This is a genomic window from Candidatus Uabimicrobium helgolandensis, from assembly GCF_041508025.1.
In the GTDB taxonomy this organism is placed as follows: Bacteria; Planctomycetota; Uabimicrobiia; order Uabimicrobiales; family Uabimicrobiaceae; genus Uabimicrobium; species Uabimicrobium helgolandensis.
Genome location: NZ_CP165719.1, coordinates 634,874 through 661,669, shown reverse-complemented (window position 1 = coordinate 661,669; position 26,796 = coordinate 634,874). Strand labels below are relative to the sequence as shown.

Sequence of the window (26,796 nt, the reverse complement as noted above, 5' to 3'; positions counted from 1 at the left end):
TTATCTCAACTAGTACAAAATCGTAATTCTTTTTAAATTGACAAAAATAAACGTATAAAGCGTGCTAACACGCTCTAAATAATTTAGTAATTTTTATATTATATAAATGGAGGTTTACCAACATGAGTTCTTCGCAACTTACACTTCCTGAGCACCCTAGTAAAAAAAGTAAGAAAAAAATAAATAAAGGGTTATTTGCTGTTGTTATTTTACAAATAGCTATTCTTTCCTTGCTTCTATTACCAAAAACAAAAACTACTACCAAAGAACATTCTTACGAATATATACAGAAAACAGCGCTAAAATTAGAGGAAATGGGCTTGCGAAAAGCAGCATCGCAAGTATGGTTGAAATATTTACAAGTATGCGATCTTTCTAACACGAAACTCGCAGCCTTACATTTACGAATTGCAAAACTTCTTCAAAATGATAATAACCATATTGACGCAATCTCTCATTTTGTTACAGCGCAAAAACTAGGTTCCGAGAAAAAGCGGCAAATAGCCCAAAGTATGAGTGAATCACTACAACAAATAAAACGTTTTCAAGCAATGGAAAATGTATTAAAAGAACAAGTTGAATTTGGGCATAAAAAACAATCAATAAAAGTTTTGGCACAAATTGGTAAACTGGAAATAACAGAAGATGATTTACAAAAAATTATCGAGGAACAAATAGCATTAAAAACCAATCTAATGAGGCTAGCTTTTCCTGAAATGGCACATCAAAATAATAATTTTTTTAAAGAAATGCACAAGCAATACGACACTCCTAAAGGAAAGCAAAGAGCTTTGCAAGAATACTTATTTCAAGAAGTTTTGTGGAGAAAAGCTTTAGAAGATGAACTACACGAACAAGCACTGCACCACAAAAAAATAAAATCTATCGCGAAAAAAATGCTTGTTGATGAAGTGCTTCAACGCGAAATTAAAAAGCAAATCGTTGTTTTACCAGAAGAAATACGAGCATTTTTCCAACAAAATACAGATAAATTTAACGAACCAGCTTTTGCTAAAATTACCTTGAAGAGTTTTGCTGATGAAGAATCAGCCCAAGTCGCTTCTCTCGATGATAAAGAAATGGAGCAAGCAATAACTGTGACATCACAAACAACGACCTTAGAGCCATTTGGAGATATCAGTAAAATAATTAGCTTAATTTTTACACAAGAAAAACCTCAAGAAATACATAAAGTAGGAGAACAAATTATTCGTTTGTGGGTTCACCAAGTCGAAGCACAGAAAAAGAAAACGTTTGAAGAAGTTCAAGAACAAATAAGACCACAAATCTACCAAAGAAAATACCAAGCGATTATGAAAAGCTTCATGGAACAATTATACACAAAACACAAAGTACAGATTTATGCTTCGGAAGAAGCCCAACAACCTAAAAGAGAAAATAAATGAAATTCCAAAATCTTGATCTTATTATGAGGCAATATGAAGAAGCTTTAGACCAACATATTCCTCCTAAAATTTGGCCAGTAGTACGCTTAGACGGTAGATCATTTTCAACTTTGACTCAAAATTTAGAACTAGAAAAACCTTTTGATATAAAATTTCGCGATGCGATGATTGCCACAACTAAACATGTTATGCAGGCAGGATTTCAAGCTATTTATGCGTACGTGGAAAGCGATGAAATATCAATTTTGTTTTCGCAAAATGACAATACTTTTAGAAGAAAAATACGCAAGTGGTTAAGTACTTTAGCTGGTGAAGCAAGTGCTGCCTTTACTCACCATTTAGGATATCCTGGAGTTTTTGATGCGCGAATTTGCCCATTTCCAGATACAGAAATTATTTTTGACTATTTTCGTTGGCGACAAGCTGATAGCGCTCGTAACTCTTTAAACGCTTATTGTTACTGGACTTTACGTAAGAATGGAAAAACAGAACGCCAAGCAACAAGCGTTTTAGAAAAAATGCCTGTAGAGCAAAAGTATATTTTACTTCGCTCCTACGATATCAATTACAAAGAAATTCCTAAATGGCAAAGATACGGAATCGCCGTTGTTTGGAAAAATATAATGAGAGAAGGTTACAATCCTATTACGAAAAAAACTGTCACAACAAAACGTCGTTCTCTCGAAGCTATTACCAAATTGCCGAGGCAACAAGCTTACCAAGACTTTATACAACAGTTTATTTGTGAGTAAAATATGAGTAACAAAAAATTTTTAATACCAATAGTTTTTTCTGTTATTGGTTTAGTAATATTGTTTTATCCGCGAAAACCAGAAATTTTTAAACAACGTGGTTTGAAATTTAGCCGTGACGCCAAATATGGTAATCCTCAAGCTAAAGATCAAGATGACATGTGTATATGGGTTCACCCTCTACAACCTCAGAAAAGTCTTGTAATTACAGCTGACAAAGTAGCAAATCAACTTTTTGTCTATACCACAACAGGTAAACTATTACAAAGTTTAGAATATTCAAAACCTGGAAATATAGATCTGCGATACAATTTTTCTTTAAACGGTGAAAAAATTGATATCGTAACCACAACAACAAGAGGTACACAAAACCGAATATTAGTGTTTAAAATAGATAGAGAAAATTTTTTACAACGTATAGATGATGGTAGTGGTGAGATAAATCAAAATAGGCGGTATGGACGAAAATCTTTTGGAGGGACTTTATTTCACAATCGACAGAACAATAAATTTTACTTTATAAAAACGGACGAAGATGACAATGAAAAAATAGAGCAATTTGAAATTTTAGATAATAAGAAAAAACAAGTTACGTTCAAAAAAGTTAGAGATTGGGATTCTCCTGGAAAATGTGAAGGTGCAGTTGCTGATGACGAAAGAGGTGTTATCTACGTTTGTCAGGAGAAAGCAGGAATTTGGGCTTTTTCAACAGACCTTGAAAAGCCACTGCAAAAAAAAATGATTGCTCCGCCAACAAAAAATGAATCAGTAAGTTTAGAGGGAATTGCTCTTTACAAAATTTCTGACGAAGAAGGTTATATTATTGTCTCCTTACAGAGACACAGTTCTTTTTGCGTTTTTGACCGCGTAACTAACCGTTTTATAACAGACTTTCATATTCGCAAAGTAACTTCAACCGATGGTTTAGACATAACTCCATACTCAATACACCCGCAAATCGAAGGTGGTTTGTTTCTTTGCCATACAACTCCATTACCTCCAAACTTTTCTATTACAGCCACATCCTGGAATAAAATAGCAAAAAAACTAAAATTGAAATACAAAAGTACTTATAAAATTAGAAAGTAATAAATATTATTAGCTAGTTTGGTAATGTTATAATTGCGCCCAAACTAAGGCCTGTCGACATTTAAAATTTTAGATCGTTCCCTTTTCGTCTTTGAAAACATAAGGACCTTCTATTTTTCCAAAATTGTCTTTAAATGTCGACGCACCCTAATAATGTTAAGAATAATCGCGAAAACATCAATAACAGTTTAAAATGATTGTCATCAACTAAACTTTGTTTATTGATCAGAATTTTCGTCCCTATTTTCATCTGATTCTTCTAACAACTCTGGTTGCATATGTTGTTCTTGTACCTGAAGTTGTCTTTCTACAGGTAAGAACGATGACGCTGGTAATTTTTGTTTGATGTACCTAGCTAAGTTTAGTAACTGCAAAGAGTTGCCAATCCGTAACTCTGTAGATTGTAGCTTTTTTAGCACTGTACTCACATATTTTTTGTTATGTAAATATGTGTTTGCTTTTAGTTGTGCATAAACAACGGATATCGTTTGCCGCATGTATGACGCAAATTTTCCTTCCCTTTTTGCCGTTGATAAACCACGTAGACTTAGTTCTAACTGCACCATCTTTTGTACAACAAAAATTTGTTCTGCTATTTTGCTATCTTCACTACTAAAAAGGGAAGATATATTATTTTTAGGTATTGGATGACCACTTCTTATTAATTTTTTGTCTAGAATAGTGTGGCAATCGTTACAGTTTATAAATTGCTGATAGAGATTAGTGAGTGAGATTTTTTTTGCAAGATGTTTGTGCATCAAATCGATATTGTCAACGTGACAACGATTACAAGACTCCGTTTTGTGCTTATTTTTATTCAAGAGAGGTTCTATTAAAATATCGCGGTTTAATCCCATCGAATCTTTTTTGTATACTTCATTCTCAAACTGCGCTCCTCTTGTTTCATATGGTGCACCACTAGCAAGGGCGCTTTTTTCTTTTTTTTCTTCCGTTTCTTTTTCTTTCGTTTTGTCTTTTTTAGGCAACGCTGGTTCGACTTTTTTCTTTTGAGTAGCACTAAGAAATTGGTCAATATATTCTTCAACCGTGTCATTAGATTTTACTGTTTGTCCAAAAGATTGATCATCTTCATCAAATGAATCTGCAGTATCTTCAGCTTCAACATCCCCAACCTGCATGCCTTCGCTAGATGAGTCATCTTCGTCAAATGAATCTGCAGTATCTCCAGCCTCGCCAGCCTCAACGTCTACAGCATCTCCAACCTCTGGACCTTCACCATCAGATGAAAACTCTTCATTAAATGATCTTCTAGTACTTTCAGCCTCAGCATCTTGCGCGCCTTTGTTAGAGGAATCCTCTCCATGAAACGAACCGGCAATATTGTCATCATCAAAAGACTCTCTCGCTATATGGTCCAAAGGACTATCGTGAAGAACTCTTTTCTCTATTTTTTTGCCACTTTTTGTTTTTTGAAATCTTTTCTCGTTTTCAATTGCATTAAACTTGTTTCCAAAAGACTCGTCTGAAATTTCATTTCGCACCTTGAATTCTTGTTTTTTGGCGCGCTCATAATTGTTCTTTTTCTTAGGAATTTTTTCTAATTTTTTGCGTAAAATTTTACCTTGTCTTGCGTTGGTATTTGTCTTTATCTTTGTCTTTGTTTCAAACTTACTATTTTTTATTATTGTTTGTTGCGGAACAGGTTGCTCATTTTGTTTTTTGTCATCTCTATCGGAAGACAAAACATCGCTTTTCGCAACGGCAGATTCTGTAGTTAAAGCAATTCGGTCTTGGTAAATAATAAACCATATACCTAGTACAAACGAAAACAACAAACCTGCTGCTAGAGATAAATTCCGATAAACGCGTAACCATGGCACAGGCTCTATGGCACGCGAAATTCCTTCTCGCAGATCTTTTGGCGCCGGCGTCTTGGGCAATTTTTTGATCAAGTCAATTGTTTTTTGCAATTGCCGTAACTCACTCGCACAACTATTACATTGGTGAATATGCTCTTCTAATTGCTTTTTATTTTCTGGTGTTAGAAGCTCATCAATGTAATCAGACAGCCACAGCACAGCCTTATCACATTTCATATATTTTCCCTAACATGACAATCATTTTATTATGTTTTTCTCAGGACATATCCGTACTTAATGTTTTCACAACTCGATGCTCAGACTTAACTTGCCACAATGAAAGTCATAACATACTGTGTACTTTGATTGTGGTTTTTGCCAAAAGTACTCGAATTTTACAAAACCATAGAAGAAGACAATCCTAGAGCTAGTTATAAAATTGCGTTGATGCAGGTGTACTGAGCTCACTTGGTGTTCGAAAGAACAGAGAAGCACAAAGTTTTACTATTCAATTTTATAATATACTCTTAGTCGTTACTTGTCTTAGTTAAGTTCCCAAAAAAATGATATTTTTACCCAAAATTATTAAGGGTAGCTTCTAATTTTTCTTTAACTAGGTTTCGCGCACGGTGAATGCGCGAACGAACAGTTCCAATGGGGCATTCTAGTATTTCCTGCATCTCTTCATAACTCATTCCCTCTATATCGCGTAGTATAATAGCTGTTTTGTACGGTTCCTCTAGAGAGTTAATTGCTTGTTGCACAATAACTGTTTGCTCAACTTCTTCTGCCTTTTGACTAGGGCCTTTATCGTTGGAAGCAGGGTCAAACCAGCCTTCGTCATTTTTTCCTTCGAATTTAGATATAGAAATCGTTTTATTTCTCATACGTTTGCGGCGACTGTTTGTCGCTGTGTTTATAGCAATGCGAAATAACCACGTAAAAAAAGTAGAATGTCCTTTAAAATTTTTCAATCCGCGGTATGCATTTATAAAAGTGTCCTGAACTAAATCGTAAGCTAGACTTTCATCACTAGTCAACCGGAAGACAACATTAAAAACGCGATCTTGGTATTTAATAACGAGAACATCAAACGCACTTTTGTCGCCTTGTTTAGATTTTGTTACAAGAAGAGTATCATCGTCCAAAAATTTTTTCCCCATTTGCTATGCCTTTAGACATTTTTTTTACTTGAGAAGTTTATTGTAATTCATTAGAATAAATTCTAAAATATTGAAAAGTATCATAGCCATCTACAAATTGTAATGATTGTTGTAACTAATGTACATATATTTATTATATTTATAGGATGTGTCAATGTTTATATGTTGTATAATATTGACACATCTTAAGGAACAGCGCAGTACTTTTAAATAAACAGTTGTGCTTTCAAAACAAAGGTAACGAAATTAACACTTCAAATGAAGATAAATATTAACATGTTTTACAAAATCAATTGTGATCGCAATTGTTTTCTTTGAATAAAACTACGCTCAAGATTTATACTTTATTTTGTAATGTAATTTCAGAGTATTATTTGAATAATTTTGAGTAACTACAGGTACTTCTAAACAAAGTATACCTCATTCACATTACAATAGGCCAAAACGCAAACATAAAAAACCAAGCCTGAATGAGTTTGACAAAACTATTTTTCAGTAAAAACTGTGTTACTTTAGTAATACCGAGGTCATTTTAATAACTACCGACACAACCGTAACATTTCAGAAAGAATAAATAACTATGGGCTACCAGGATAGGTTAAAAAGCATTGTTTCAAGTAGAAAGACGATTGTACGGTTGAAAGTTCCTTCCGTACTAAAAAAAATATATCGCCCAATGTTTTTGTATTTGATGAGATCAAACATTAGTAAAGATTTTTCTGAAAATAAAATACGCACTCTTCTTGAGAACTACCCAAAAACATTAGAAGTCGCAGTTAGTTTTTCGGTATCTATTTACTGTCTCAGTGAAAAAAATAGAATGGTTTATAGAGATTTCCTTGATTGTCTTAAAACCAATAATTTTCGACAAATTTTAGAAATCTACGGCGATAGTTTTGCAGAACAAATTTTGCGAGAAATCCACGAAGATACGATCACAGAACAAGATGTTGAGGTTGTACAAGGTACCTTGAAAAATACTTTTGCAATATACACAAATGATGATAGTAAAGAACTTATTCAAAATACACTAAGAACCTTCACTAACACAGGAGATATCGAAACTTCTGTAATCGGAATTTTTAACAGTCTAGCTATAAATCTATCTTTGTGCAAAAAGTACATTCACTTCTTTCAAAAAATTCAACATCAACAAGATCTTCTTCTTTCAACATTACAAACAACGTATTTTATAACAAAATACTTAGGGACGCACAAAGCCTATGTTAATTTTATAAAACTTTGTGAAAAACTTGAGAGTGAAAGTCTATTTCAAGAAGTTATCCATACACTAAAAACATTAGCGCAATATGGAAGTCCTGAAATTTTTGTAGAAACAACATCATGGGCTTGTGAAACTCCTGTGGATAAAAACTCCATTATCCATATATTTAAGCACAGCTATATATTGCTAGATCAAAAGAATCAATCAACATATTCGATGTTTTGTTTTGGAAAATTCATGGCATATGTCAAAGACAAAGAACAACGATTTATGGATATGCCTGACGAAGATTTGGAATACTACATAGAGAAAGCCGTAGAATTTTTCGTCGAAGCTTAGGAGAGGTAATATTTTATATTTCGATGTCTTTGACACTAGCGTTATTATTTTCATAAATAATAACATTTTATACGTGTCGAAAACGCCTGATTTTGCAAGCATCTAAACAAAAACGCGCCCTGATAATTTTTCCTTTTAAAGGGCTGCTTGTTGTTTAGATTTTTCTAAAAATTAAATGTTTTAAGCAGGTGTTTTAAAAGTAGTTTCTTAAATAATTCAACTAAAAAAAATGAAGAATACACTCCTAATAAAATAAGGCTCTCTGCGGCAAAAATGGCATACTACATCTCATGACATCAAATATTTCGACTTAAAATTAAGGAATTTTTTATGGCACAGTCCTTAGATGAGGCTTTTTGTAACCACGTAATCACTCAAGGAATCATCTCTAAAGAAACAGTTAACTTCGTAAAAGACAAATACCCAAGCGTGTGTGTTCGCGAAGCGCTTTTACTAGAAAGTCAACTACAAATAGAATATTACACTGCAACCCTCTCTATCCTAAAAGAACTAGAACTAAACAAATCAGATATCTCCGAGTACTGGGACAAAAAATTCATCGCTCATATTAAAAAAACTCAATTTTTAACAGACGACCAGGTAAATGTTTTTCTGGGCAAGTGTAAAAATCAAGCTATTTCATTTCGAGAACTACTTATTATTTCAAGCATATTATCTGTTGATAACTACATTGAGATGTTTAATGAGCTTTTACAAGAACATTCTCCAAACACTTCTCGTGATTTTGACACTTCAGAAATGGAGTTTGTAGAAAAAACACTAGATTCTATTGAATCGTCTCTTAAAAAATCGACTCCTGATGTTTCAGAAAAAACAGTGAATCCTGATTTTTTTAATCAGAATAATACACATGACGTATCTAATCAAACTTTAGACATGGTTGAACCTCCTACGCAAAAATCACCATCTCCCCATGAATCAACAGCCAATAGTTCACCCATTCGCATATCACCAAATAATTCTTATTTTTCTGACGATGCGTCGGCGATGACAATTGATGCCGTCGAATCTCCTATTGCTGCGCAAGAAAATCTATCGCAAAAATTATATGAGGAAAATGATGCGTCAGCTATGACAATCGATGCTGTCGAATCCCCTATTACCACGCAAGAAAATCTATCGCAAAATAATTTATATGAGGAAAATGATGCGTCGGCGATGACAATCGATGCTGTCGAATCTCCTATTGTTATACAAGGAGATTTATCACAAAATAATTTATACGAGAAGAACGACGCATCTGCCATGACAATTGATGCTGCAGAATCTCCTATTATTGCGCAAGAAAATTTATCGCAAAAATTATATGAGGAAAATGACGCGTCGGCTATGACAATCGATACCGTTGAGCCTCCAATAACTGATTTAAAGCAATCCTACTTTGATAGTAACATAGATAACCATAACGATCTATCAGCAATGACAGTAGATTCAGTTCAATCACCTATAAAAAGTGAAAACAATTCATATTTTGAAAATGATCCGTCTTCGATAACAATTAATGATCCAAAAACTTCTGCGCAACTCCATCAAAGTCCTTTAGCAGAAACTTCATCTTACTTCTCAAGTAAATCTGAAAATAAAAACGAAAATATTGATACGGCAAAAACGATAGCAAGCGATATAACATTTTCGGAGTATATGAAGGCACTTGACGAAGAAAAAACACTAGATCAAGTACAAACACCTGTGAACAACGAAGCAGCAGAACAAACATTAGACAGTGAAGCGCCAAGTTTTTTGCCTTTAGATACTGAAAACCAAGATGGAAATCTCCCTGTAGAGGTCGTTCAAGCTATAAGTACAAACGAATCTTGCGATGCCTCTTCAGAAACCTTGCTAGAGCAATCCACTGAAAGTCTTTTAGTCGACAGAGAAGATCGAGTTGCAACAGTAAAGGAAAGTCATAAGGATATTGAAGCAACTTTGGACATGAATTCGAAAGATGTGAATGAGCTTTTACACAGTGAAAAAAATGTTGATATTGATGCCTCTGCCAAAACTATTCAAGAAGCTAATGATTTTGACTCATACGGGAACACTGTTGTAGACCAACCATTCCACGCTAAAAATCGCGAAATGGAAGATGCATTTCCTTCATCTATTTTAGAACAAATTGATGGCTTAGATGAAAAAACAACAAATTTAACAAATTTGATACGAGAAATGCGCGAAAGTCAGGTTTTCCAAATTCCTGAAGGAATAACTCCTCCGAAAAAAAATATATTTGCTCTTTTTGTGATAACCATTTTCCTTATTACCGTATCTACTAGTCTTTACCTTTGGATAAATTTAGAAAAATCTAACAGCAAGCCGTCATTCGCAGAGCAAATAGAAACATTAAAGCAAGAAAAAGCAAGGCTTAAAGAAAGCTTATTACAAAAAAAATCAAAGTCCTTTGCTTCTTTTTACTACGAAGCTAAACAGTATGATCTAGTAATAAAATTACTATCAAAAAATGCCAAAAGCCCTAATGATCAATTTCTTTTAGCAAAATGCTACAGCAAAAAAAATCAACATACCTTAGCCGAAAATATTTTGCGAAAATTAACGAAACTACATCCGCAAAACCCTGAGTACATGTTCTTTTTTGCACAAGTGCTTTCTCATCGAAATGAAGAGCCAATTGTTATACTCAAAACCTATGATAAAGTGATTGATTTAGGTTTCCCTAGATATCTAGTTTTGCTCAAAAAACTACAGCTAAATGTACAAAACGAGCTTATTGGTGTAGATGAATTCGAAAAAGCATGTAGTGAACTAAAAAAATTCAATAAAAACTCTCCTAACCTCCTAAAAATTCAAGGTAAATTTTATCTAAAAGAAAAGAATTGGCAAAAAGCATTGCCTTTTTATTCTCAACTTATTTCTGAAAAACCAAATGCCTTTTTATATCTTGAGCGCGGACAAATTTATTACGAAATCGGTAAATTTTCTGAAGCATTTCAAGACTTCAAAAAAGTTGTAACCCTAAGTAGTGAACTTAAAGCACAGGCTCATTTTTATATGGGGCTTATTTACCTAGAGTTCAAAAAAGCAAAATTTGCACTAAAGAATTTCAACGAAGCAATAGAACATGATCCAGGCCAAAGTGTTTATTTCGAAAAGCGCGGGCAATTGTTCTTTCTTACAAAGCAGTACACTAAGGCGTTGAATGACTTCAATATTGCATTAAAAAAAGATTCAGAGAAAACACAGTTGTATGGCAATTTAGCCTTAGTTTATCAAAAATTAGGGAAAAAAGAGTCTGCAGAAATTAACCTAAATAAAGCGGTGGTCGCTGGCACACCTCAGTCTCTTTTTGTTGTAAGCCAATACTATTTTATGTTGGGAAAAACAGAAGAAGCAATTACATTTGCTAAAAAATCTATCAACCTTGCACCAAGAACAAATTGGCAAGCATATAAACATCTTGGAGATATTTTTGCAAAAAGTCAACAAAAACAATCAGCAATCGACAATTGGAAAAAAGCCTTAAAAATCAAGCCTTCCATAAGAAGCCTTCGTGGGAAAACAAATTAATTTCCTCTCTAATGTTCGAAATTTAATCTTTTTTTTTTTTTTTTGCTTGCAATTAAAAATTCAGTATATATAATACCCTTCACATTGCTAGTGTAGCTCAACGGTAGAGCTCTCGCCTTGTAAGCGAGGGGTTGTCGGTTCAAATCCGACCACTAGCTTTTAAACGGTGGTGTACCCAAGTGGCCAAAGGGGGTAGACTGTAAATCTACTGACGGACGTCTTCGAAGGTTCGAATCCTTCCGCCACCATTAAATGAAATGCGGGTGTGGCTTAACGGCTAAAGCACCAGCCTTCCAAGCTGGATATGTGGGTTCGATTCCCATCACCCGCTCTTCTTTATCCTCAATGCTGCCGTAGCTCAGTGGTAGAGCACGTCCTTGGTAAGGACGAGGCCATGGGTTCAATCCCCATCGGCAGCTTAGGAAACTTCCTTATTTCTTTTTATCATATCAAAAATGTCGATTGCCTGACCTATCCCCCTAAAGCATCAAAAATCTTTCATAAGTAATTGACATTTATGGATTCCATATTAATAGTTTAAATTATTGAAGGATGTATCCCCATGGCGAAGGAAAAGTTTGAACGGAACAAACCTCACGTGAACGTGGGCACTATTGGTCACATTGACCATGGTAAAACAACCCTAACTGCAGCGATTTCTCACGTTTTAGCACTTAAAGGCTTTGCTGAAAAAATGAAGTTCGAAGATATCGACAAAGCTCCTGAAGAAAGACAACGTGGTATCACAATCTCTGTATGTCACATTGAGTACGAAACAGAAAAGCGTCACTACGCGCACGTAGACTGCCCAGGACACGCAGACTACATCAAAAATATGATTACAGGTGCTGCACAGATGGATGGTGCGATACTTGTAGTTGCTGCGACCGACGGTCCAATGCCTCAAACAAGAGAGCATATTCTGTTAGCTCGTCAGGTAAATGTTCCTGCTATGGTTGTATTTATGAATAAATGCGACATGATGAAAGACGAACCTGAACTTATAGAACTAGTTGAAATGGAACTAAGAGAACTTTTAGATAAGTACGAGTTCCCTGGCGACGACATTCCAATTATTCAAGGTTCTGCATTACTTGCTGGACAAGCAGAGGATGCTAACGATGAAGCTGCACAAGGTGTTATGAATTTGATGGACGCAGTAGATTCTTATATTCCTGATCCAGAGCGTGCAGTTGATAAACCATTTTTGATGCCTATCGAAGATGTTTTCTCTATTAAAGGTCGTGGTACTGTTGCGACTGGACGTGTAGAGCGTGGAGTCATCAAACTTGGTGATAACATGGACATTGTAGGTGTTAATGATACACAAAAGACTACATGTACTGGTGTTGAAATGTTTCGCAAATTGTTAGACGAAGGTATGGCTGGCGATAACGTTGGTATCCTTCTAAGAGGTATCGATAAGGACAACGTAGAAAGAGGCCAAGTACTTGCTAAGCCTGGATCTATCAATCCTCATACTAAATTTAAAGCGGAAGTTTATATCTTAACAAAAGATGAAGGTGGACGTCATAAACCTTTCTTTTCTGGATATCGTCCGCAGTTTTATTTCCGTACAACAGATGTAACTGGAAAAGCAGAAGTGTTAAATGCTGAAATGGTTATGCCTGGTGATAATGTTACGTTAGAAGTAGAACTAATTACACCTATTGCTCTTGAAAAAGAATTGCGCTTTGCAATCCGCGAAGGTGGAAAAACTGTAGGTGCTGGTGTAATTATCGAAATCATCGAATAGTAATATTTATTGTACGACAAAGTAATACAACAACGCTGCAAATATAAATTTGCAGCGTTGACTTTTGACAGAACAGCCTTTGTTTGTTTCTTCAGAGCAGCATTATTACATACAACTATAAAACAAATCATCATTTCAAAAAAAGGAGTGGCAAAATGCCTTTACTCCCAATGTACAAAAAAAAGCAAGGCCAAGTTGTCCGCTGGACAGCATTTCTAACTTTTGTTGCTCTATGGTTATTTGCAACATATAAATGTTTTCATAGCTTTCCTGAATGGGATTGGACAAGAATAGTTTATGTTGAAGGTATCGTTATTCCCCTCATAGATTATGAAATGCCTGAAGTTACACCAAAATTACTAACTTCACTAGGAATTGGTTTTTTCCTAATTTTCATTTCTGCATATTTATGTTTTTTGAGCCAACGAACTTCGGACTTCCTAATTGATACCGAAAGTGAAATGAGAAAAGTTTCCTGGCCAACAATGAAAGAAGTCGTGAAATCATCTACTGTAGTTATCATCGCAATTGTAATACTGGCACTCTACTTATTTGTTGTTGACATAGGATTTGACTCTATCTTTCAACGTGTTTTTTAGTTAGGTATAACATGAGTTTACCAGAAAATTCAGAAACAGAAGAAGAAAATGACCTAGAAACTTCAGAAGAAGAATCTGCTAAGGTGGTCAACAACGAAATTGCAGATGAACTAGATAAAAAATGGTACATTTTGCGTGTACAAAGTAACAAAGAAGATCGAGTAAAAACAAACCTTCAAAAAAGAGTTATTGCAGAAAATATGCAACATGTAATTTCCGATATCGTAGTTCCAAGTGAACTAGTATCAGAAATAAAAAAAGGATCAAAGCGTGTTGTAGAAAGAAAGCTGTACCCTGGTTATGTGATGGTGGAGATGGAACTTAACGATGAGACTCATTTTATTGTCAAGGGAACTCCAGGTGTAGGGGATTTTGTAGGACCGCCTTCGAAACCAATACCAATGTCAGACGAAGAAGTAGAAAGAATGTTGGCAAACTGTTCGCAATCGAAAGACAAACCAAAGCCAAAAGTTTCTTTCAAAAAAGGCCAGAACATAAAGATAAAAGAAGGGCCATTTGAAAACTTCGACGGCATTGTAGATGAAGTCAATGAGCAAAAAGGTATAGTTAAAGTAATTGTTGGTATATTCGGTCGCTATACTCAAGTAGAGTTAGAATATTGGCAAGTAGAGAGTTTATAACACCAAGCATAGCAGTCAATATCGCGAAAGAAAAGTAAAGTAGAGGAAATCATGGCCAAGAAAAAGAAAAAAGTTGTCGCCTTAATAAAACTAAAATGTCCTGGTGGACAAGCAACACCTGCACCACCTGTAGGACCAGCTTTGGGTCAGCATGGTTTAAATCCCGGCGAATTTGTTAAAAAATTTAACGACATGACCCGTGAACAAATGGGTATACCTATTTCGATGGTTCTTCATGTATACGAAGATCGAAAATTCGACATTGAATTAAAAGGATCTCCAACTTCATTTTTGCTAAAACAAGCAGCTGGTGTAGCAAAGGGATCAGGTGTTCCAAACCGCGAAAAAGTGGGCAAAGTTACAACTGCTCAAATTCGTGAAATAGCAGAACAAAAAACAAAATATATGAATTCTCATAACATCGAGCAAGCAATGTTTACTGTTGCAGGAACCGCAAGAAGTATGGGAATAACTGTTGAGGAAGAGTAAACAGATAGATAACTATCAAGCTACTCAAATATAACAATCAGTTGATTACATTTTTAGCAATATAGATCGGTATGAAAAATGGCAAAAAAAAAGGCAGAACAAAAAGCTGAAACACAAGCTGAGGCTCCTAAGGAAGAAAAGAAAAGAAGGCGCCCAGGGCCAGCGAGAAGAAGATCTTCTTCCAAACGCCATGCTGAAAATCTAACCAAGGTGGACGAGAAGAAAAGGTATTCGGTAGACGAAGCTATTAAAATCTTACAAAGTTGCAAAAGAACAAAATTCGATGAAACAGTAGAAGTTTCAATGAAGCTTGGTATCGATCCACGTAAATCAGACCAACTAGTTAGAGGTTCTGTTTCTCTTCCAAAAGGAACAGGCAAAACAATTAAAATATTAGTATTTGCAGAAGGCGATCCAGCCGCACAAGCAAAAGAAGCTGGTGCAGATTATGTTGGTAGCTCTGAATATGCAGATAAAATTCAAAAAGAAGGTTGGTTGGATTTTGACCTTGTTATCGCACACCCTGCGATGATGCGCCATGTTGGTAAACTAGGGAAAATTCTTGGACCAAAAGGAAAAATGCCATCACCAAAATCTGGAACTGTAACTCCAAATGTTGCACAAGCAGTAAAAGAATTTAAAGCTGGAAAAGTAGAGTTTCGTTCTGATGGCGGCGGTAATGTTCTTGCACCTTTAGGAAGAATGAGCTTTGCGCCTGAAGATTTAATTGTCAATGCAACAGCTTTTATTGAGCACATTAGCAATATAAAACCTTCGACTGCAAAAGGTACGTACATGCAGAAAGTATGTATTTCGTCCTCTATGGGACCAGGTCTAATGATCGAGACTGGCAAATAATTAGATAGGCGGAGTTTACAATGTCCAAACTATTAAAAAAGCGAATGGCTAAAGAGCTAGCTAACGAAGTAGAATCAATAGGTAGTTTTCTACTGTATGATTATACAGGTCTAAAAGCTGAACAAGTCCATAGTTTAAGAAGTACTTCCTTCGAAAAAGAAGTTACAGTCAAAGTAGTAAAAAATACAATGGCTAAACTTGCTTTATCCGAAGATTATCCTGAAGAGATGAAAACTCTTTTCAAAGGACCAACTGCCATGGCATTTGGTGGTGACAGTATTGCTTCTGTGGCTAAAATTCTTGTGGATTTTCGCAAAGAAAATAAAAAGCTAGTTATTAAGGGTGGTTACATCCCTGGAAAAATTCTAAATGCTGACGATGTAGAAGCACTTTCAAAAGTTCCTTCTCGCGAAGAACTATTGTCTATGCTTGCTGGTCTTTTCCAAGCTCCAACACAGCAAATTGCAAATATTCTGGATGGCCCATCTCGAAATATATCAAATATATTTAATAACTTAACTTCCAAAATGGAAGAAAATAATATAGAAAGCGTCGGGGACGCCGCAAGTTAGGCGTGTCTCTATTTAGATTTTTGTAAAATTCGAGTTATTTTAAACAATAGCAAAGCACTTAAAAGTGCGTAATATTGTTATGTGCTTGAAAAGTAACAAAGCTAGTGGTTAAAAGTACCGAATTATGAGAAATACGAATAGGGGACATTCCCTAATCCTCATAAAAAACAATTAAAAAACCTAGGTTAATATTAATTTGGAGATAAAATATGTCTGATGTGGCAAAGTTAGTTGAAGATATCCAAAAACTATCTGCAGAAGATAAAAATAATCTACTTTTGGAAGTTTTCAAAACATACAACGTTCTAGAACTTAAAGATTTCAAAGATGCTTTCTGTGATACTTTTGGTGTTGAAGCGTCAGCACCAATGGGTGGCATGATGATGATGCCAGGTGCAGCTGGTGATGGTGGCGGTGGTGCTGATGAACCAACAGAATTTAACGTAGTTCTTACTTCTGCTGGCGATAAGAAAATCGGTGTTATTAAAGCTGTTCGCGCAATTACATCTTTGGGTTTAAAAGAAGCAAAAGAGCTAGTTGATAAAGCACCTCAAGCAGTAAAAGAAAAAGTTTCGAAAGATGAAGCTGATAAGATAAAAGGTGAATTAGAAGCAGCAGGCGCTTCAGTGGAAGTAAAAGGCGTTAGCTAATATATTTTCGGAAAAGAGACTTAGGTCTCAGTGTCTCTTTATTCACAAAAAAACAAGTAACAGGTTATAATTTATAGTTAAGGGGAAACCCTAAAATTTAGGTATAAATTGTAATCTGTTACTTTTATTTTGTAGAAAAAACATTTTTGTGATTTAGGACCTGTCAGCATTTAGGTTTTATATAATGTGAGGTATTTTAGGATTTTAAAGTGCATAGTTATGCTATATTTTAAAAAAATAACGAAACTATTTTCTAAAAAAGTCAAATTATAAAAAGAAGATGAATGTTGACACGCCCCTATAAAGCCCTTTTATGGAGCTAAAACATATATGAAAGTTTCTCCGAAAAAAAAACATTATGGCAAGTACCAAGAAGTTATCGAGGTTCCGAATCTAATAGAACTACAACTTCGAGCATACGAAGACTTTTTACAAATGGAAGCCCCTTTTATTGATCGCGATGACAAAGGGTTAGAATCTATTATTCGTAAAGTTTTTCCTATAAAAAGTTACGACGGAAAAATGTCTTTAGAGTACTTGTACTACGAACTAGGAAAACCGCGCTACAATCCTGATGAATGCCGTAAACTAAAACTAACTTACGGAGCCCCCTTCACAATACGTGTTCGACTTAATATCGAAGGACGTGAACCTATCGAAGACGATGTTTATCTAGGTGAAGTTCCTATTATGATTGGTGGTGGAGAATTCATTATTAACGGTGCAGAGCGTGTCATTGTTAGTCAATTACACAGATCTCCAGGTATTGATTTCGCTGAAGAAAAACACTCAGGTGAAAAACACTTGCAAACTTGTTGGATTATACCTGAACGGGGTAGTTGGATTGAAATCAATGTAACCAAAAAAGAAACTCTTGTAATACGCATCGATCAAAGTGGGAAAATCCCCATTACGATATTCATTCGAGCAATGGGGCCAGAATATTCTACAGATGAATCTATCATTAAACTTTTCTATGAAACACAAACGATCTCGCTTAGAAGTAGTAAAGCATCTAAAGAACTTGGCCAAAGAATTTTAGCTTCTTCGATACAAATAAAAGACGCTGTCGAACAAGATAAAGTACTTCAAGTTCCTGCTGGGACTTCTTTAACAGACGACCTTATAAAGAAAATATGCGATAGTGATTTGAAATCAGTAACTGTCCTTAAAGAAAAGAAAAATCGTATAGATAATCTTATTTTAAAAACTCTTGAAGAAGATCCAACTAGTGATCTTAAACGCAACAAAGAAAAAGAACCAGAAGGATATGTTGCTGCTTTGGCACGTATTTTTGCTCGTTTGCGCCCAGGAACGCCTTTTAATTTAGAAAGAGCAAAAAACCTATTCTTTGAAAAATTTCACGATCCAACACGCTACAGATTAGGTCCTGTCGGACGTTTTCGCTTAAATCGTAAGTTTGGTCAAAAAGTAAATCCTCAAGAAATGGTTTTAACTCCAGAAGACATTTTTAATTCTGTAAATTACATCTTGAAGCTGCGAAAAAATGAAGGTGAAGTGGATGACATTGATCACTTAGGAAATCGTCGTGTACGTACAATCGTTGAATTGGCTGGAGACGAGTTCTACAAAGGGTTTCTAAAATTGAATCGTACAATTAAAGAACGTATGAACATAGAAGCCGAAGAAACACTATCACCAAAAAATTTAATAAACTCGAAAACCATTTCATCTGCGGTAGATTACTTTTTTGGTAGAGGTGAACTTTCGCAAGTAGTAGACCAAACAAATCCTTTAGCGCAATTGACACATGAAAGACGTTTGTCAGCACTTGGGCCTGGTGGACTTAATAGAAAAAGAGCGGGATTTGAAGTACGTGATGTACATATTTCGCACTACGGACGTATTTGTCCTATTGAGACACCTGAAGGTACAAATATTGGTTTGATTTCTAGTTTAGCGATCTATACAACTATCGATGAATACGGCTTTTTAGTTTCTCCGTATCTTGTGGCAAAAAACGGTAAAGTTACCCAAGAAATTAAGTATCTCCGCGCAGATGAAGAGCACAACAAAGTAATTGCACCTGCTGATATCATTGATGCTAAAGGAAATTTTTATAATCGTTTTGTTATTGCACGTGTAAACGGTGATTACCAACAGTTATCAAACAAAAAGGTAGATTACTGTGATATATCGCCAAAACAAATGGTCGGGGTATCTGCGTCTTTAATTCCTTTCTTAGAGCATAATGACGCTAACCGCGCTCTGATGGGATCAAACATGCAGAGGCAAGCTGTTCCTTTGCTTGTAACAGAAGCACCTATTGTTTCTACGGGAATGGAAAAAGCTGTTGCTCAAAACTCTAGTATGGTTATTTGTAGTGATATAGATGGTAAAATAAAATCTGCTACCGCCGAGCGCATAATTGTTGAAAGTAAAAAAGAAGAAATAGAATACACTTTACGCAAATTTGTTGGACTCAACGAAAGAACTTGTCTCAATCAAAAACCAATTGTTCGTACAGGAGACAAGGTCAAGAAAAATCAAGTTATTGCTGATGGTGCAGCTACAGATAATGGTCAACTAGCCTTAGGAAGAAATGTTCTTGTAGCGTTTATGCCTTGGGATGGATATAACTTTGAAGATGCAATCATTGTTTCTGAAAAATTAGTAAAAGAAGATTACTATACCTCTCTTCACATAGATGAATTTGAGGCAGAAATACGCGAAACAAAACTAGGAAAAGAAGAGTTTACAAGAGACATACCAAATGTTTCAGAAAGAGCTCTCCTTAATCTCGATGATAATGGTATCGTAAAAGTAGGAACAATAGTTCGCCAAGGGGATATCTTAGTAGGTAAGGTTGCTCCAAAAAATAAATCTGAATTGTCTCCAGAAGAAAAACTATTGCACGCGATTTTTGGTCGCGCTGGTGAGGATGTAAAAAACGATAGTCTTGAAGTACCTTCAGGTGTTGAAGGCATTGTTATACATACTCAAAAATTTGCTCGCAAATTAAAACCCAAAGATGCATCTGAAGCTTCCAAAAATAAAGCAGAATTAGATGAAATTGAACAACTTCATTTAGAAACTTTTGAAAATACTCTAAGAAGTTTATCAGACGAGTTAGCAAAAATTTTCGGTGAAAATGTTTTAGCGGAAAAAATAGCGTGGCCAAAAAATCCAAGCCTTAAAAGCTTAAAAGATGTAAAAGAAAAACTGAATATAAACCGCTTAAAATTATCTAGTCGTGAAAAACGAGTAGAAGCAGCGCAAATAATCAAAAAACACATGGACATCATAATGGAGTCAGAAGACCAGAAAAATAAGAAAAGTACCTTATTACAATCTGGTGATGAACTTCCTCCAGGTGTTCTAGAACTTGTTAAAGTATATATCGCTACCAAGCGTATTTTATCTGTAGGTGATAAAATGGCTGGTCGCCACGGAAACAAAGGGGTAATATCAAAAATATTGCCAGAAGAAGACATGCCGTTTCTTGAAGACGGAACTCCCGTCGAAATTATACTAAATCCTCTGGGCGTACCTTCGCGTATGAACGTTGGACAAATATTAGAAACACACTTAGGGTGGGCAGCTAAAAAGCTAAATTTTCAAGCAATAACACCTGTTTTTGATGGTTGTTCTGAAAAACAAGTGGAAGAAGCTCTTGAAGAAGCTAAGTTACCAAACAATGGTACATGTTATCTTTATGATGGTCGAACAGGTGAACGATTTGAACAAAAAACAACGGTAGGTTATATCTATATGATGAAACTACACCACCTTGTTGACGATAAAGTTCACGCGCGAGCAACAGGTCCATACTCTCTCATAACACAGCAACCTCTAGGAGGTAAAGCGCGTTTTGGTGGACAGCGTTTTGGAGAAATGGAAGTATGGGCACTCGAAGCTTACGGTGTTGCGAATATCTTACAAGAATTGTTAACTGTAAAATCTGACGATGTAGAGGGGCGTACTAAGATTTATGAATCGATGGTAAAAGGTGAAAATACTCTTGAACCAGGAACTCCAATTTCCTTTGAAGTTCTTACCAACGAAATCAAAGGTCTTGCTCTTGATATGCAACTACATAAAAAAAAAGTAAGTAAACAGATTCCTGGAAAAAACACAACAAGTTAAATTTTTATAATCAGTAAAGGTACATTAATTGTATCTTTACTGATTATTTTTTGAAACACATTGTTTTGTATTGCTGTTAATCACACTAGCAGTAAGAATGGTTATTCCGCACACTTGGCGAAATATCTAAAAGGAGTTTCGCAAAATGGTAGAAACTTTCTACGATAAAATAAATGATTATGGTTCAGTGACCATAAAATTAGCATCACCTGAAGACATCAGAAGTTGGTCTTTTGGAGAAGTAAAAAAACCAGAAACAATAAATTATCGCACGTACAGAGCAGAAAAAGATGGTTTGTTTTGTGAACGGATCTTTGGTCCAGAACGCGACTGGGAGTGCTATTGCGGAAAGTATAAGGGTATAAAGTATAAAGGCATTGTATGTGATCGTTGTGGTGTAAAAGTAGCGCATTCTAAAGTTCGGCGTAAACGAATGGGGCATATAAATCTAGCCTCTCCTGTAGCTCATATTTGGTTTTTTAAAGCAATGCCTAGTCGTCTAAGCACTCTACTTGGTATAAAAAATGCTCATCTAGAAAGAGTTATTTATTTCCAAGATTACATTGTTATAGATCCAGGTGAAACCAAACTAAAAAAATTCGATCTTTTGTCTGAAGAAAAATTACGAGATGCTCAAGCTCAATATGGCGACACGTTTGAAGTAGGTATGGGAGCTGAAGCGGTTCAGAAATTGCTTTCAACTCTTGATTTAGAAGCACTTGTCGAAGAACTTCAAAAAGATTACGAAAATACCGGGGCAAAACAACGCCAAAAAGAAATTATTAAAAGACTTGAACTTGTAAAAATGATTCGTGAGTCTGGTAATAAATCTGAGTGGATGATTCTAGAAGTTATACCTGTAATTCCACCGGACCTTAGACCTCTTGTTCTTTTAGACTCTGGAAACTTTGCAACAAGTGACTTAAACGATTTGTACCGCCGTTTAATCAATCGCAACAATCGTTTAAAAAAATTGCTAGAGATGAATGCGCCTGATGTTATTATTCGTAACGAAAAGCGTATGTTACAACAATCTGTAGATGCTTTATTCGACAATTCAAGATGTAGAAGACCAGTTGTTGGAACAGGCAATAGACCAATGAAGAGTCTTACAGATATGATCAAAGGTAAACAAGGTCGCTTTCGCGAAAACCTTTTGGGAAAACGCGTCGATTACTCCGCACGTTCAGTAATTGTTGTGGGGCCTGATCTAAAACTACACCAATGTGGTTTGCCTAAAAAAATAGCCTTAGAATTGTTTCAGCCATTTATCATAAGAAAACTAAAAGAACTTGGACACGCTGATACAATAAAAAGTGCAAAGAAAATGCTCGAAAGAAAAGACAAAGAAGTTTGGGATATTCTTGAAGATGTAATTCGTGAACACCCTGTTCTTTTAAACCGTGCACCAACACTTCACCGTGTAGGTATTCAAGCGTTTGAACCAATACTAACAGAGGGAAATGCGATAAAAATTCACCCTCTTGTGTGTTCGGGATTCAACGCGGATTTTGATGGAGACCAAATGGCTGTCCATTTACCTCTTTCAATAGAAGCACAGGTAGAAGCAAGTACATTGATGCTATCGACAAACAATATCTTTTCTCCAGCGAATGGCGAGCCAATTATTGCACCAAGTCAAGATATTGTTCTTGGGGTTTATTACTATACAATAGAAGACCCTCGCGAAAAGAAACAGGCACCTTTGATGTCATCATTCAAAGAAGTGTTTCTTGCATATGAACACAAGACAGTGGGCATTCATAGCACTGTATGGGTAAAGCTTCCAGAAGACCAAGAAATCATACCACCACCAACAGAAGATCAGATACGTGGACAAAACATAATAAAAACAACCGTTGGTCGGGTATTTTTTAATCGAATTCTTCCGAAGGGTATGCCATTTTATAACTACGCGCTGCACAAAAAAGCAATCACGGGAACAATTTCAGAGTGCCATAACTTGTTAGGTCGTAGACCTACTTTGAAACTCTTAGATGATTTAAAGCAGTTAGGTTTTCACGCCTCCACTACAGGAGGAATTAGTTTTGCTAAGAATTACCTAATTATCCCAGAAGAAAAAGCGGAAATTATAGAGAGTGCACGCAAAAAAGTAGAAAAAATACAAAAGAACTTCAAGGACGGTGCTATCACAGAAAAAGAAAGCCACAACAGTATTGTTGACTGTTGGACTTTTGCGCGCGACCAAGTAGGTCAAGTAATGATGAAGTGTTTAGAAAACAACACTGGTGATGAAGATATTACATTCAATCCACTTTATTTGATGGCTTCAAGTGGTGCACGTGGTAGTTTAGAACAGATTAGACAGCTTGCAGGTATGCGTGGTTTGATGGCAAAACCAAGTGGGGCGATTATTGAGACGCCAATTATTGCAAATTTCCGCGAAGGATTAAAAGTGCTTGAGTACTTTAGTTCAACTCACGGTGCGCGTAAAGGTCTTGCTGATACAGCTTTGAAAACAGCTGACTCTGGTTACTTAACACGTAAACTGGCAGATGTTGCCCAAAATGTTGTTATCAATGAAATCGACTGTGGTACTCCTGACGGAGTAACTAAAGGTGCAGAAAAGCAAGGTGACAAGATTGTTGTACCACTAAACCGAAATATCCGCGGTCGTTATGCTCGTAATACCATAAAAAACAAGCAAAGCGGTGAAACTATTGTTCGCGAAAATGAAATGATTACCGGGGAAATTGCTAAGAAGATAGAAGCTCTTGGGTATGAAAAAATTCGCATTCGTAGTCCTCTTACTTGTAAAACTCCTCTTGGTGTTTGCGCTATGTGTTATGGTATGGACCTCGCACGAGGCAAAAGAGCGGAAGAAGGTTTAGCAGTGGGAATCATTGCTGCACAGTCTATTGGTGAGCCTGGAACACAACTTACAATGCGTACTTTCCACATTGGTGGGGTCGCGGTAAAAATGCGCCAAGAAGCGGAAGTAAAAATACCAAAACGTGGTGATCGTATTAAGTTTATCTTTAAAAATTTACAACATGTACAAAACCGCAACAAAGTTTATGTTGTTATTTCTCGTGGGGCAAGTGTAGTGATGCAACACGAAGAATTAATTCATATTCCTTATGGTTCTACTTTAGAAGTTATGGACAATCAACAAGTAGTACTAAATACAGCTTCACAAGTAATTGCCAAAAAAGGACGTACTGAACTTAAGGCGAAAATGGGTGGTGTTGCTGAAATCAAAGACAAAAAGAATGTCAATGAACAAAACAAAGTCACAAGCCGTAAAGGTTGTAATGTTGTAATTTCTTTTGAAGAAGAAGTGCATATTCCTCTTGGAGCAGAACTTCACAAAGTAGAAGGTGGAAAACCAATTGTTTACGACGGTATGATTCTTGAAACTTCAACCCTTGAAAAGGGAGATAACATACTCGCAAATTGGGACCCACACAACATACCAATCTTTTCAGAAACTAGTGGAGTTGTACATTACGATGACATCATTCGCGATGTTACTATGCGCGAAGATGAAAATGGTAAAGTTATTATTGAACATAAGGGTGAAAAACAACCTGCTATTGTCTTAAAAGATAAAACAGGCAAAAATATTGCGATTTATTCTGTTCCTGAAAAAGCACACATTGAAGTAGAAGATGGTGAAAAGGTTACTGCTGGTGCTTTGCTAGCTAAAACACCTCGCGAGGTAACAGGTACCCAGGATATTACAGGGGGTTTACCACGTGTAACCGAAATTCTTGAAGCGCGGCGTCCGAAAAATGCGACAGTGATTAGTGAAATCACTGGTGTCGTAGAATTAGGGGAAAAACGTCGTGGTAAAAGAACTATCATTGTGAAAAATACTGAAGGTGAAAAAGAGATTTCACGTGAACATTTAGTTCCGCATGGTAAACCACTAAAAGTACGTCGTGGAGATCAAGTAAAAGCAGGAGATGCTCTTGTTGATGGTCCAAAAGTACCTCATGACATACTTCGTTGTTGTGGAGTAGCTATGCTACAACAATACTTACTTCAGGAGATTCAAAAAGTATACTGGGCGCAGAATGTAAAAATCGATGACAAGCACATTGAAATCATCATTCGTCAAATGATGCGTAAAGTACGCGTAGAAAAATCTGGTGATACTGATTTTCTACCTGGAGCAATTGTGGATAAATTCCAGTTCCACGAAGTAAACCGCAAAATGCGAGAAAGTGGTAAAAAAATGGCAACATACAAACCACTACTTCTTGGAATAACAAAAGCATCATTGCAATCAGAATCTTTTATTAGTGCTGCATCTTTCCAAGAAACAACTAAAGTATTAACGGAAGCTGCACTTGCTGGTAAAAAAGACGATCTTCTCGGTTTGAAAGAAAACGTGATATTAGGACATATGGTTCCTGCGGGAACAGGTTTTAAGGCGCATCATCAAACCGATATTAAAGTAGTCGATGAAGAAGGTTCAAAAGAAACTTCCGAAAGCCTACTATAAAATTATAAAATAAATATCAATAATGATTGCAGAACATGAAAAAAATTATTGCCAAAATAAATTTTTTCTGTAGAATATCATGTTCTGCAATTATTTGCAGTAAATATCTATAGGGATACACCGTTCTAACGAAAAGCCAAAATCTAAAGTTAATCACCAAACGTTTCGCCTCATGGAATAACAGTACATATGCGATACCAGGCTTACTTTAATATAGGTATCTTTGGCTAAATAGTTTACTACAACAAGAAATTCCTTTAGGTTTTTTTTGTTGCTAACACTATACGGTTTTCAATGAAAAATCGGTATATAACTTTAGATTTTATATTTTTCGCATACAGCGAGTAACTCTAGTTTTACGCTAATTGTAAATACAGACTCTTAGAAAGAGAAATTTATGCCTACAATCAATCAGCTAATACGCAAAGGTAGGAAAAAAGTTGTAAAGAAAAGAAAATCCCCAGTATTAGAATCTTGTCCACATAAAAAAGGTGTATGTCTGCAAGTAAAAACAGCTACTCCAAAAAAGCCTAACTCTGCTCTAAGAAAAATTGCGAGAGTTCGCCTTTCTAATGGAAAAGAAATCACAGCTTACATTCCAGGAGTTGGACACAATCTTCAAGAGCACCACATCGTATTAATACGCGGTGGGAGAGTACGTGACTTACCTGGTGTTCGTTACCACATTGTTCGCGGAACTCAAGACGCAATGGGTGTTGCTAATAGAAAACGCGGTCGCTCAAAATACGGTGCTAAAAAACCTAAAGCATAATCGAAGGAGATTTTTTAAATGGGGAAGAAATTTAAATCCACCAGAGTGTATTTACAGCCTGATCCGATATATCATGACAAATTAGTTAGTCAGTTTATCAATTACATCATGCTTGATGGAAAAAAAACCGTCGCGCAAAGAATTTTTTATGGTGCTATGGAAATCATTAAAAAGAAATATGCTTCTGATGAAATTGCCAAAAAATCCCAAGACAAAAGTGGTAAAGAGGCGCAATATGAATTAAAGGTTTTTCGCGCAGCGGTACAAAATGTAAAACCTCTAATTGAAGTAAGATCTAAGAGAATCGGTGGTGCAACTTATCAAGTTCCGATGGAAGTAGAAAAGAAAAGACAGATAACTCTTGCCTTACGTTGGATTTTAGCAGAAGCTCGAGGAAAAAAAGGCAAATCCATGACGCGATGTTTAGCAGATGAATTATCAGATGCTTATAAAAAACAAGGAAAATCGATTACAAAACGTGAAAACGTCCACAAAATGGCAGAAGCAAACAAAGCTTTTGCACACTTTGCATCATAATTTTCCT

General features: G+C 35.8%; 18 protein-coding genes and 4 tRNA genes. 20 read left to right on the top strand and 2 right to left on the bottom strand.

Annotated elements, in window-relative coordinates:
* The first annotated feature begins 122 nt into the window (after window positions 1–122).
* From UABHE_RS02425 to UABHE_RS02415, 3 genes are read left to right on the top strand one after another with little or no spacing between them, the layout of a single operon-like run.
* On the top strand, window positions 123–1,406 hold the full coding sequence (locus tag UABHE_RS02425; protein ID WP_372368602.1) for a hypothetical protein: 1,284 nt from the start codon (window positions 123–125) through the stop codon (window positions 1,404–1,406).
* Window positions 1,403–2,158 (top strand): tRNA(His) guanylyltransferase Thg1 family protein, encoded by a 756-nt coding sequence (locus tag UABHE_RS02420; protein ID WP_372368601.1) that lies wholly within the window; start codon window positions 1,403–1,405, stop codon window positions 2,156–2,158. Before UABHE_RS02425 ends, UABHE_RS02420 begins: the two co-directional genes overlap by 4 nt.
* A gap of 3 nt (window positions 2,159–2,161) precedes the next feature.
* A complete protein-coding gene (locus UABHE_RS02415) occupies window positions 2,162–3,247 on the top strand; it encodes a phytase (RefSeq protein WP_372368599.1) in 1,086 nt (361 codons plus the stop codon).
* A gap of 218 nt (window positions 3,248–3,465) precedes the next feature.
* On the opposite strand, the gene UABHE_RS02410 is transcribed toward UABHE_RS02415, so the two are convergent.
* Window positions 3,466–5,304 (bottom strand): anti-sigma factor, encoded by a 1,839-nt coding sequence (locus tag UABHE_RS02410; RefSeq protein WP_372368598.1) that lies wholly within the window; start codon window positions 5,302–5,304, stop codon window positions 3,466–3,468.
* Between the two features lie 335 nt (window positions 5,305–5,639).
* Complete coding sequence (locus UABHE_RS02405) at window positions 5,640–6,230, bottom strand: sigma-70 family RNA polymerase sigma factor (RefSeq protein ID WP_372368597.1); 591 nt, start codon at window positions 6,228–6,230, stop codon at window positions 5,640–5,642.
* 691 nt (window positions 6,231–6,921) lie between these two features.
* On the opposite strand from UABHE_RS02405, the gene UABHE_RS02400 reads away from it, so the two are divergent.
* The 17 genes from UABHE_RS02400 to rpsG all read left to right on the top strand — a co-directional run bounded on the left by UABHE_RS02400 (window position 6,922) and on the right by rpsG (window position 26,789).
* Window positions 6,922–7,794 (top strand): hypothetical protein, encoded by an 873-nt coding sequence (locus tag UABHE_RS02400; protein WP_372368595.1) that lies wholly within the window; start codon window positions 6,922–6,924, stop codon window positions 7,792–7,794.
* A gap of 330 nt (window positions 7,795–8,124) precedes the next feature.
* Complete coding sequence (locus tag UABHE_RS02395; protein WP_372368594.1) at window positions 8,125–11,337, top strand: tetratricopeptide repeat protein; 3,213 nt, start codon at window positions 8,125–8,127, stop codon at window positions 11,335–11,337.
* Between the two features lie 86 nt (window positions 11,338–11,423).
* Window positions 11,424–11,495 (top strand) — tRNA-Thr (locus tag UABHE_RS02390).
* A 7-nt stretch (window positions 11,496–11,502) separates the two neighbouring features.
* A tRNA-Tyr gene (locus tag UABHE_RS02385) sits at window positions 11,503–11,585 on the top strand.
* Between the two features lie 11 nt (window positions 11,586–11,596).
* Window positions 11,597–11,668: transfer RNA gene (locus UABHE_RS02380), tRNA-Gly, on the top strand.
* A gap of 16 nt (window positions 11,669–11,684) precedes the next feature.
* A tRNA-Thr gene (locus UABHE_RS02375) sits at window positions 11,685–11,756 on the top strand.
* A 143-nt stretch (window positions 11,757–11,899) separates the two neighbouring features.
* A complete protein-coding gene (gene tuf, locus UABHE_RS02370) occupies window positions 11,900–13,093 on the top strand; it encodes an elongation factor Tu (protein WP_372368593.1) in 1,194 nt (397 codons plus the stop codon).
* Between the two features lie 155 nt (window positions 13,094–13,248).
* On the top strand, window positions 13,249–13,692 hold the full coding sequence (secE, locus tag UABHE_RS02365; RefSeq protein ID WP_372368592.1) for a preprotein translocase subunit SecE: 444 nt from the start codon (window positions 13,249–13,251) through the stop codon (window positions 13,690–13,692).
* 11 nt (window positions 13,693–13,703) lie between these two features.
* Window positions 13,704–14,333 carry a transcription termination/antitermination protein NusG gene (gene nusG, locus UABHE_RS02360; protein ID WP_372368589.1) on the top strand — a complete coding sequence of 210 codons (630 nt, stop codon included), beginning with the start codon at window positions 13,704–13,706 and terminating at the stop codon, window positions 14,331–14,333.
* A gap of 51 nt (window positions 14,334–14,384) precedes the next feature.
* Window positions 14,385–14,822: a 50S ribosomal protein L11 gene (gene rplK / locus UABHE_RS02355; RefSeq protein ID WP_372368588.1), complete on the top strand. Its 438-nt coding sequence runs from the start codon at window positions 14,385–14,387 to the stop codon at window positions 14,820–14,822.
* Window positions 14,823–14,900: 78 nt separating this feature from the next.
* The gene (gene rplA, locus UABHE_RS02350; protein WP_372368587.1) at window positions 14,901–15,680 is read left to right on the top strand and encodes a 50S ribosomal protein L1; all 780 of its coding nucleotides are present in this window, start codon (window positions 14,901–14,903) and stop codon (window positions 15,678–15,680) included.
* Window positions 15,681–15,700: 20 nt separating this feature from the next.
* Window positions 15,701–16,252: a 50S ribosomal protein L10 gene (gene rplJ / locus UABHE_RS02345; RefSeq protein WP_372368586.1), complete on the top strand. Its 552-nt coding sequence runs from the start codon at window positions 15,701–15,703 to the stop codon at window positions 16,250–16,252.
* 209 nt (window positions 16,253–16,461) lie between these two features.
* Window positions 16,462–16,902 carry a 50S ribosomal protein L7/L12 gene (gene rplL, locus UABHE_RS02340; RefSeq protein WP_372368585.1) on the top strand — a complete coding sequence of 147 codons (441 nt, stop codon included), beginning with the start codon at window positions 16,462–16,464 and terminating at the stop codon, window positions 16,900–16,902.
* Between the two features lie 330 nt (window positions 16,903–17,232).
* The gene (rpoB, locus tag UABHE_RS02335) at window positions 17,233–21,009 is read left to right on the top strand and encodes a DNA-directed RNA polymerase subunit beta (RefSeq protein WP_372368584.1); all 3,777 of its coding nucleotides are present in this window, start codon (window positions 17,233–17,235) and stop codon (window positions 21,007–21,009) included.
* Between the two features lie 145 nt (window positions 21,010–21,154).
* The gene (rpoC, locus tag UABHE_RS02330) at window positions 21,155–25,480 is read left to right on the top strand and encodes a DNA-directed RNA polymerase subunit beta' (RefSeq protein WP_372368583.1); all 4,326 of its coding nucleotides are present in this window, start codon (window positions 21,155–21,157) and stop codon (window positions 25,478–25,480) included.
* Between the two features lie 397 nt (window positions 25,481–25,877).
* Window positions 25,878–26,252 carry a 30S ribosomal protein S12 gene (gene rpsL, locus UABHE_RS02325; RefSeq protein ID WP_372368582.1) on the top strand — a complete coding sequence of 125 codons (375 nt, stop codon included), beginning with the start codon at window positions 25,878–25,880 and terminating at the stop codon, window positions 26,250–26,252.
* An 18-nt stretch (window positions 26,253–26,270) separates the two neighbouring features.
* Entirely contained in the window at window positions 26,271–26,789 is a 519-nt protein-coding gene (gene rpsG, locus UABHE_RS02320) for a 30S ribosomal protein S7 (protein WP_372368580.1), read from the top strand.
* Window positions 26,790–26,796 lie beyond the last annotated feature (7 nt).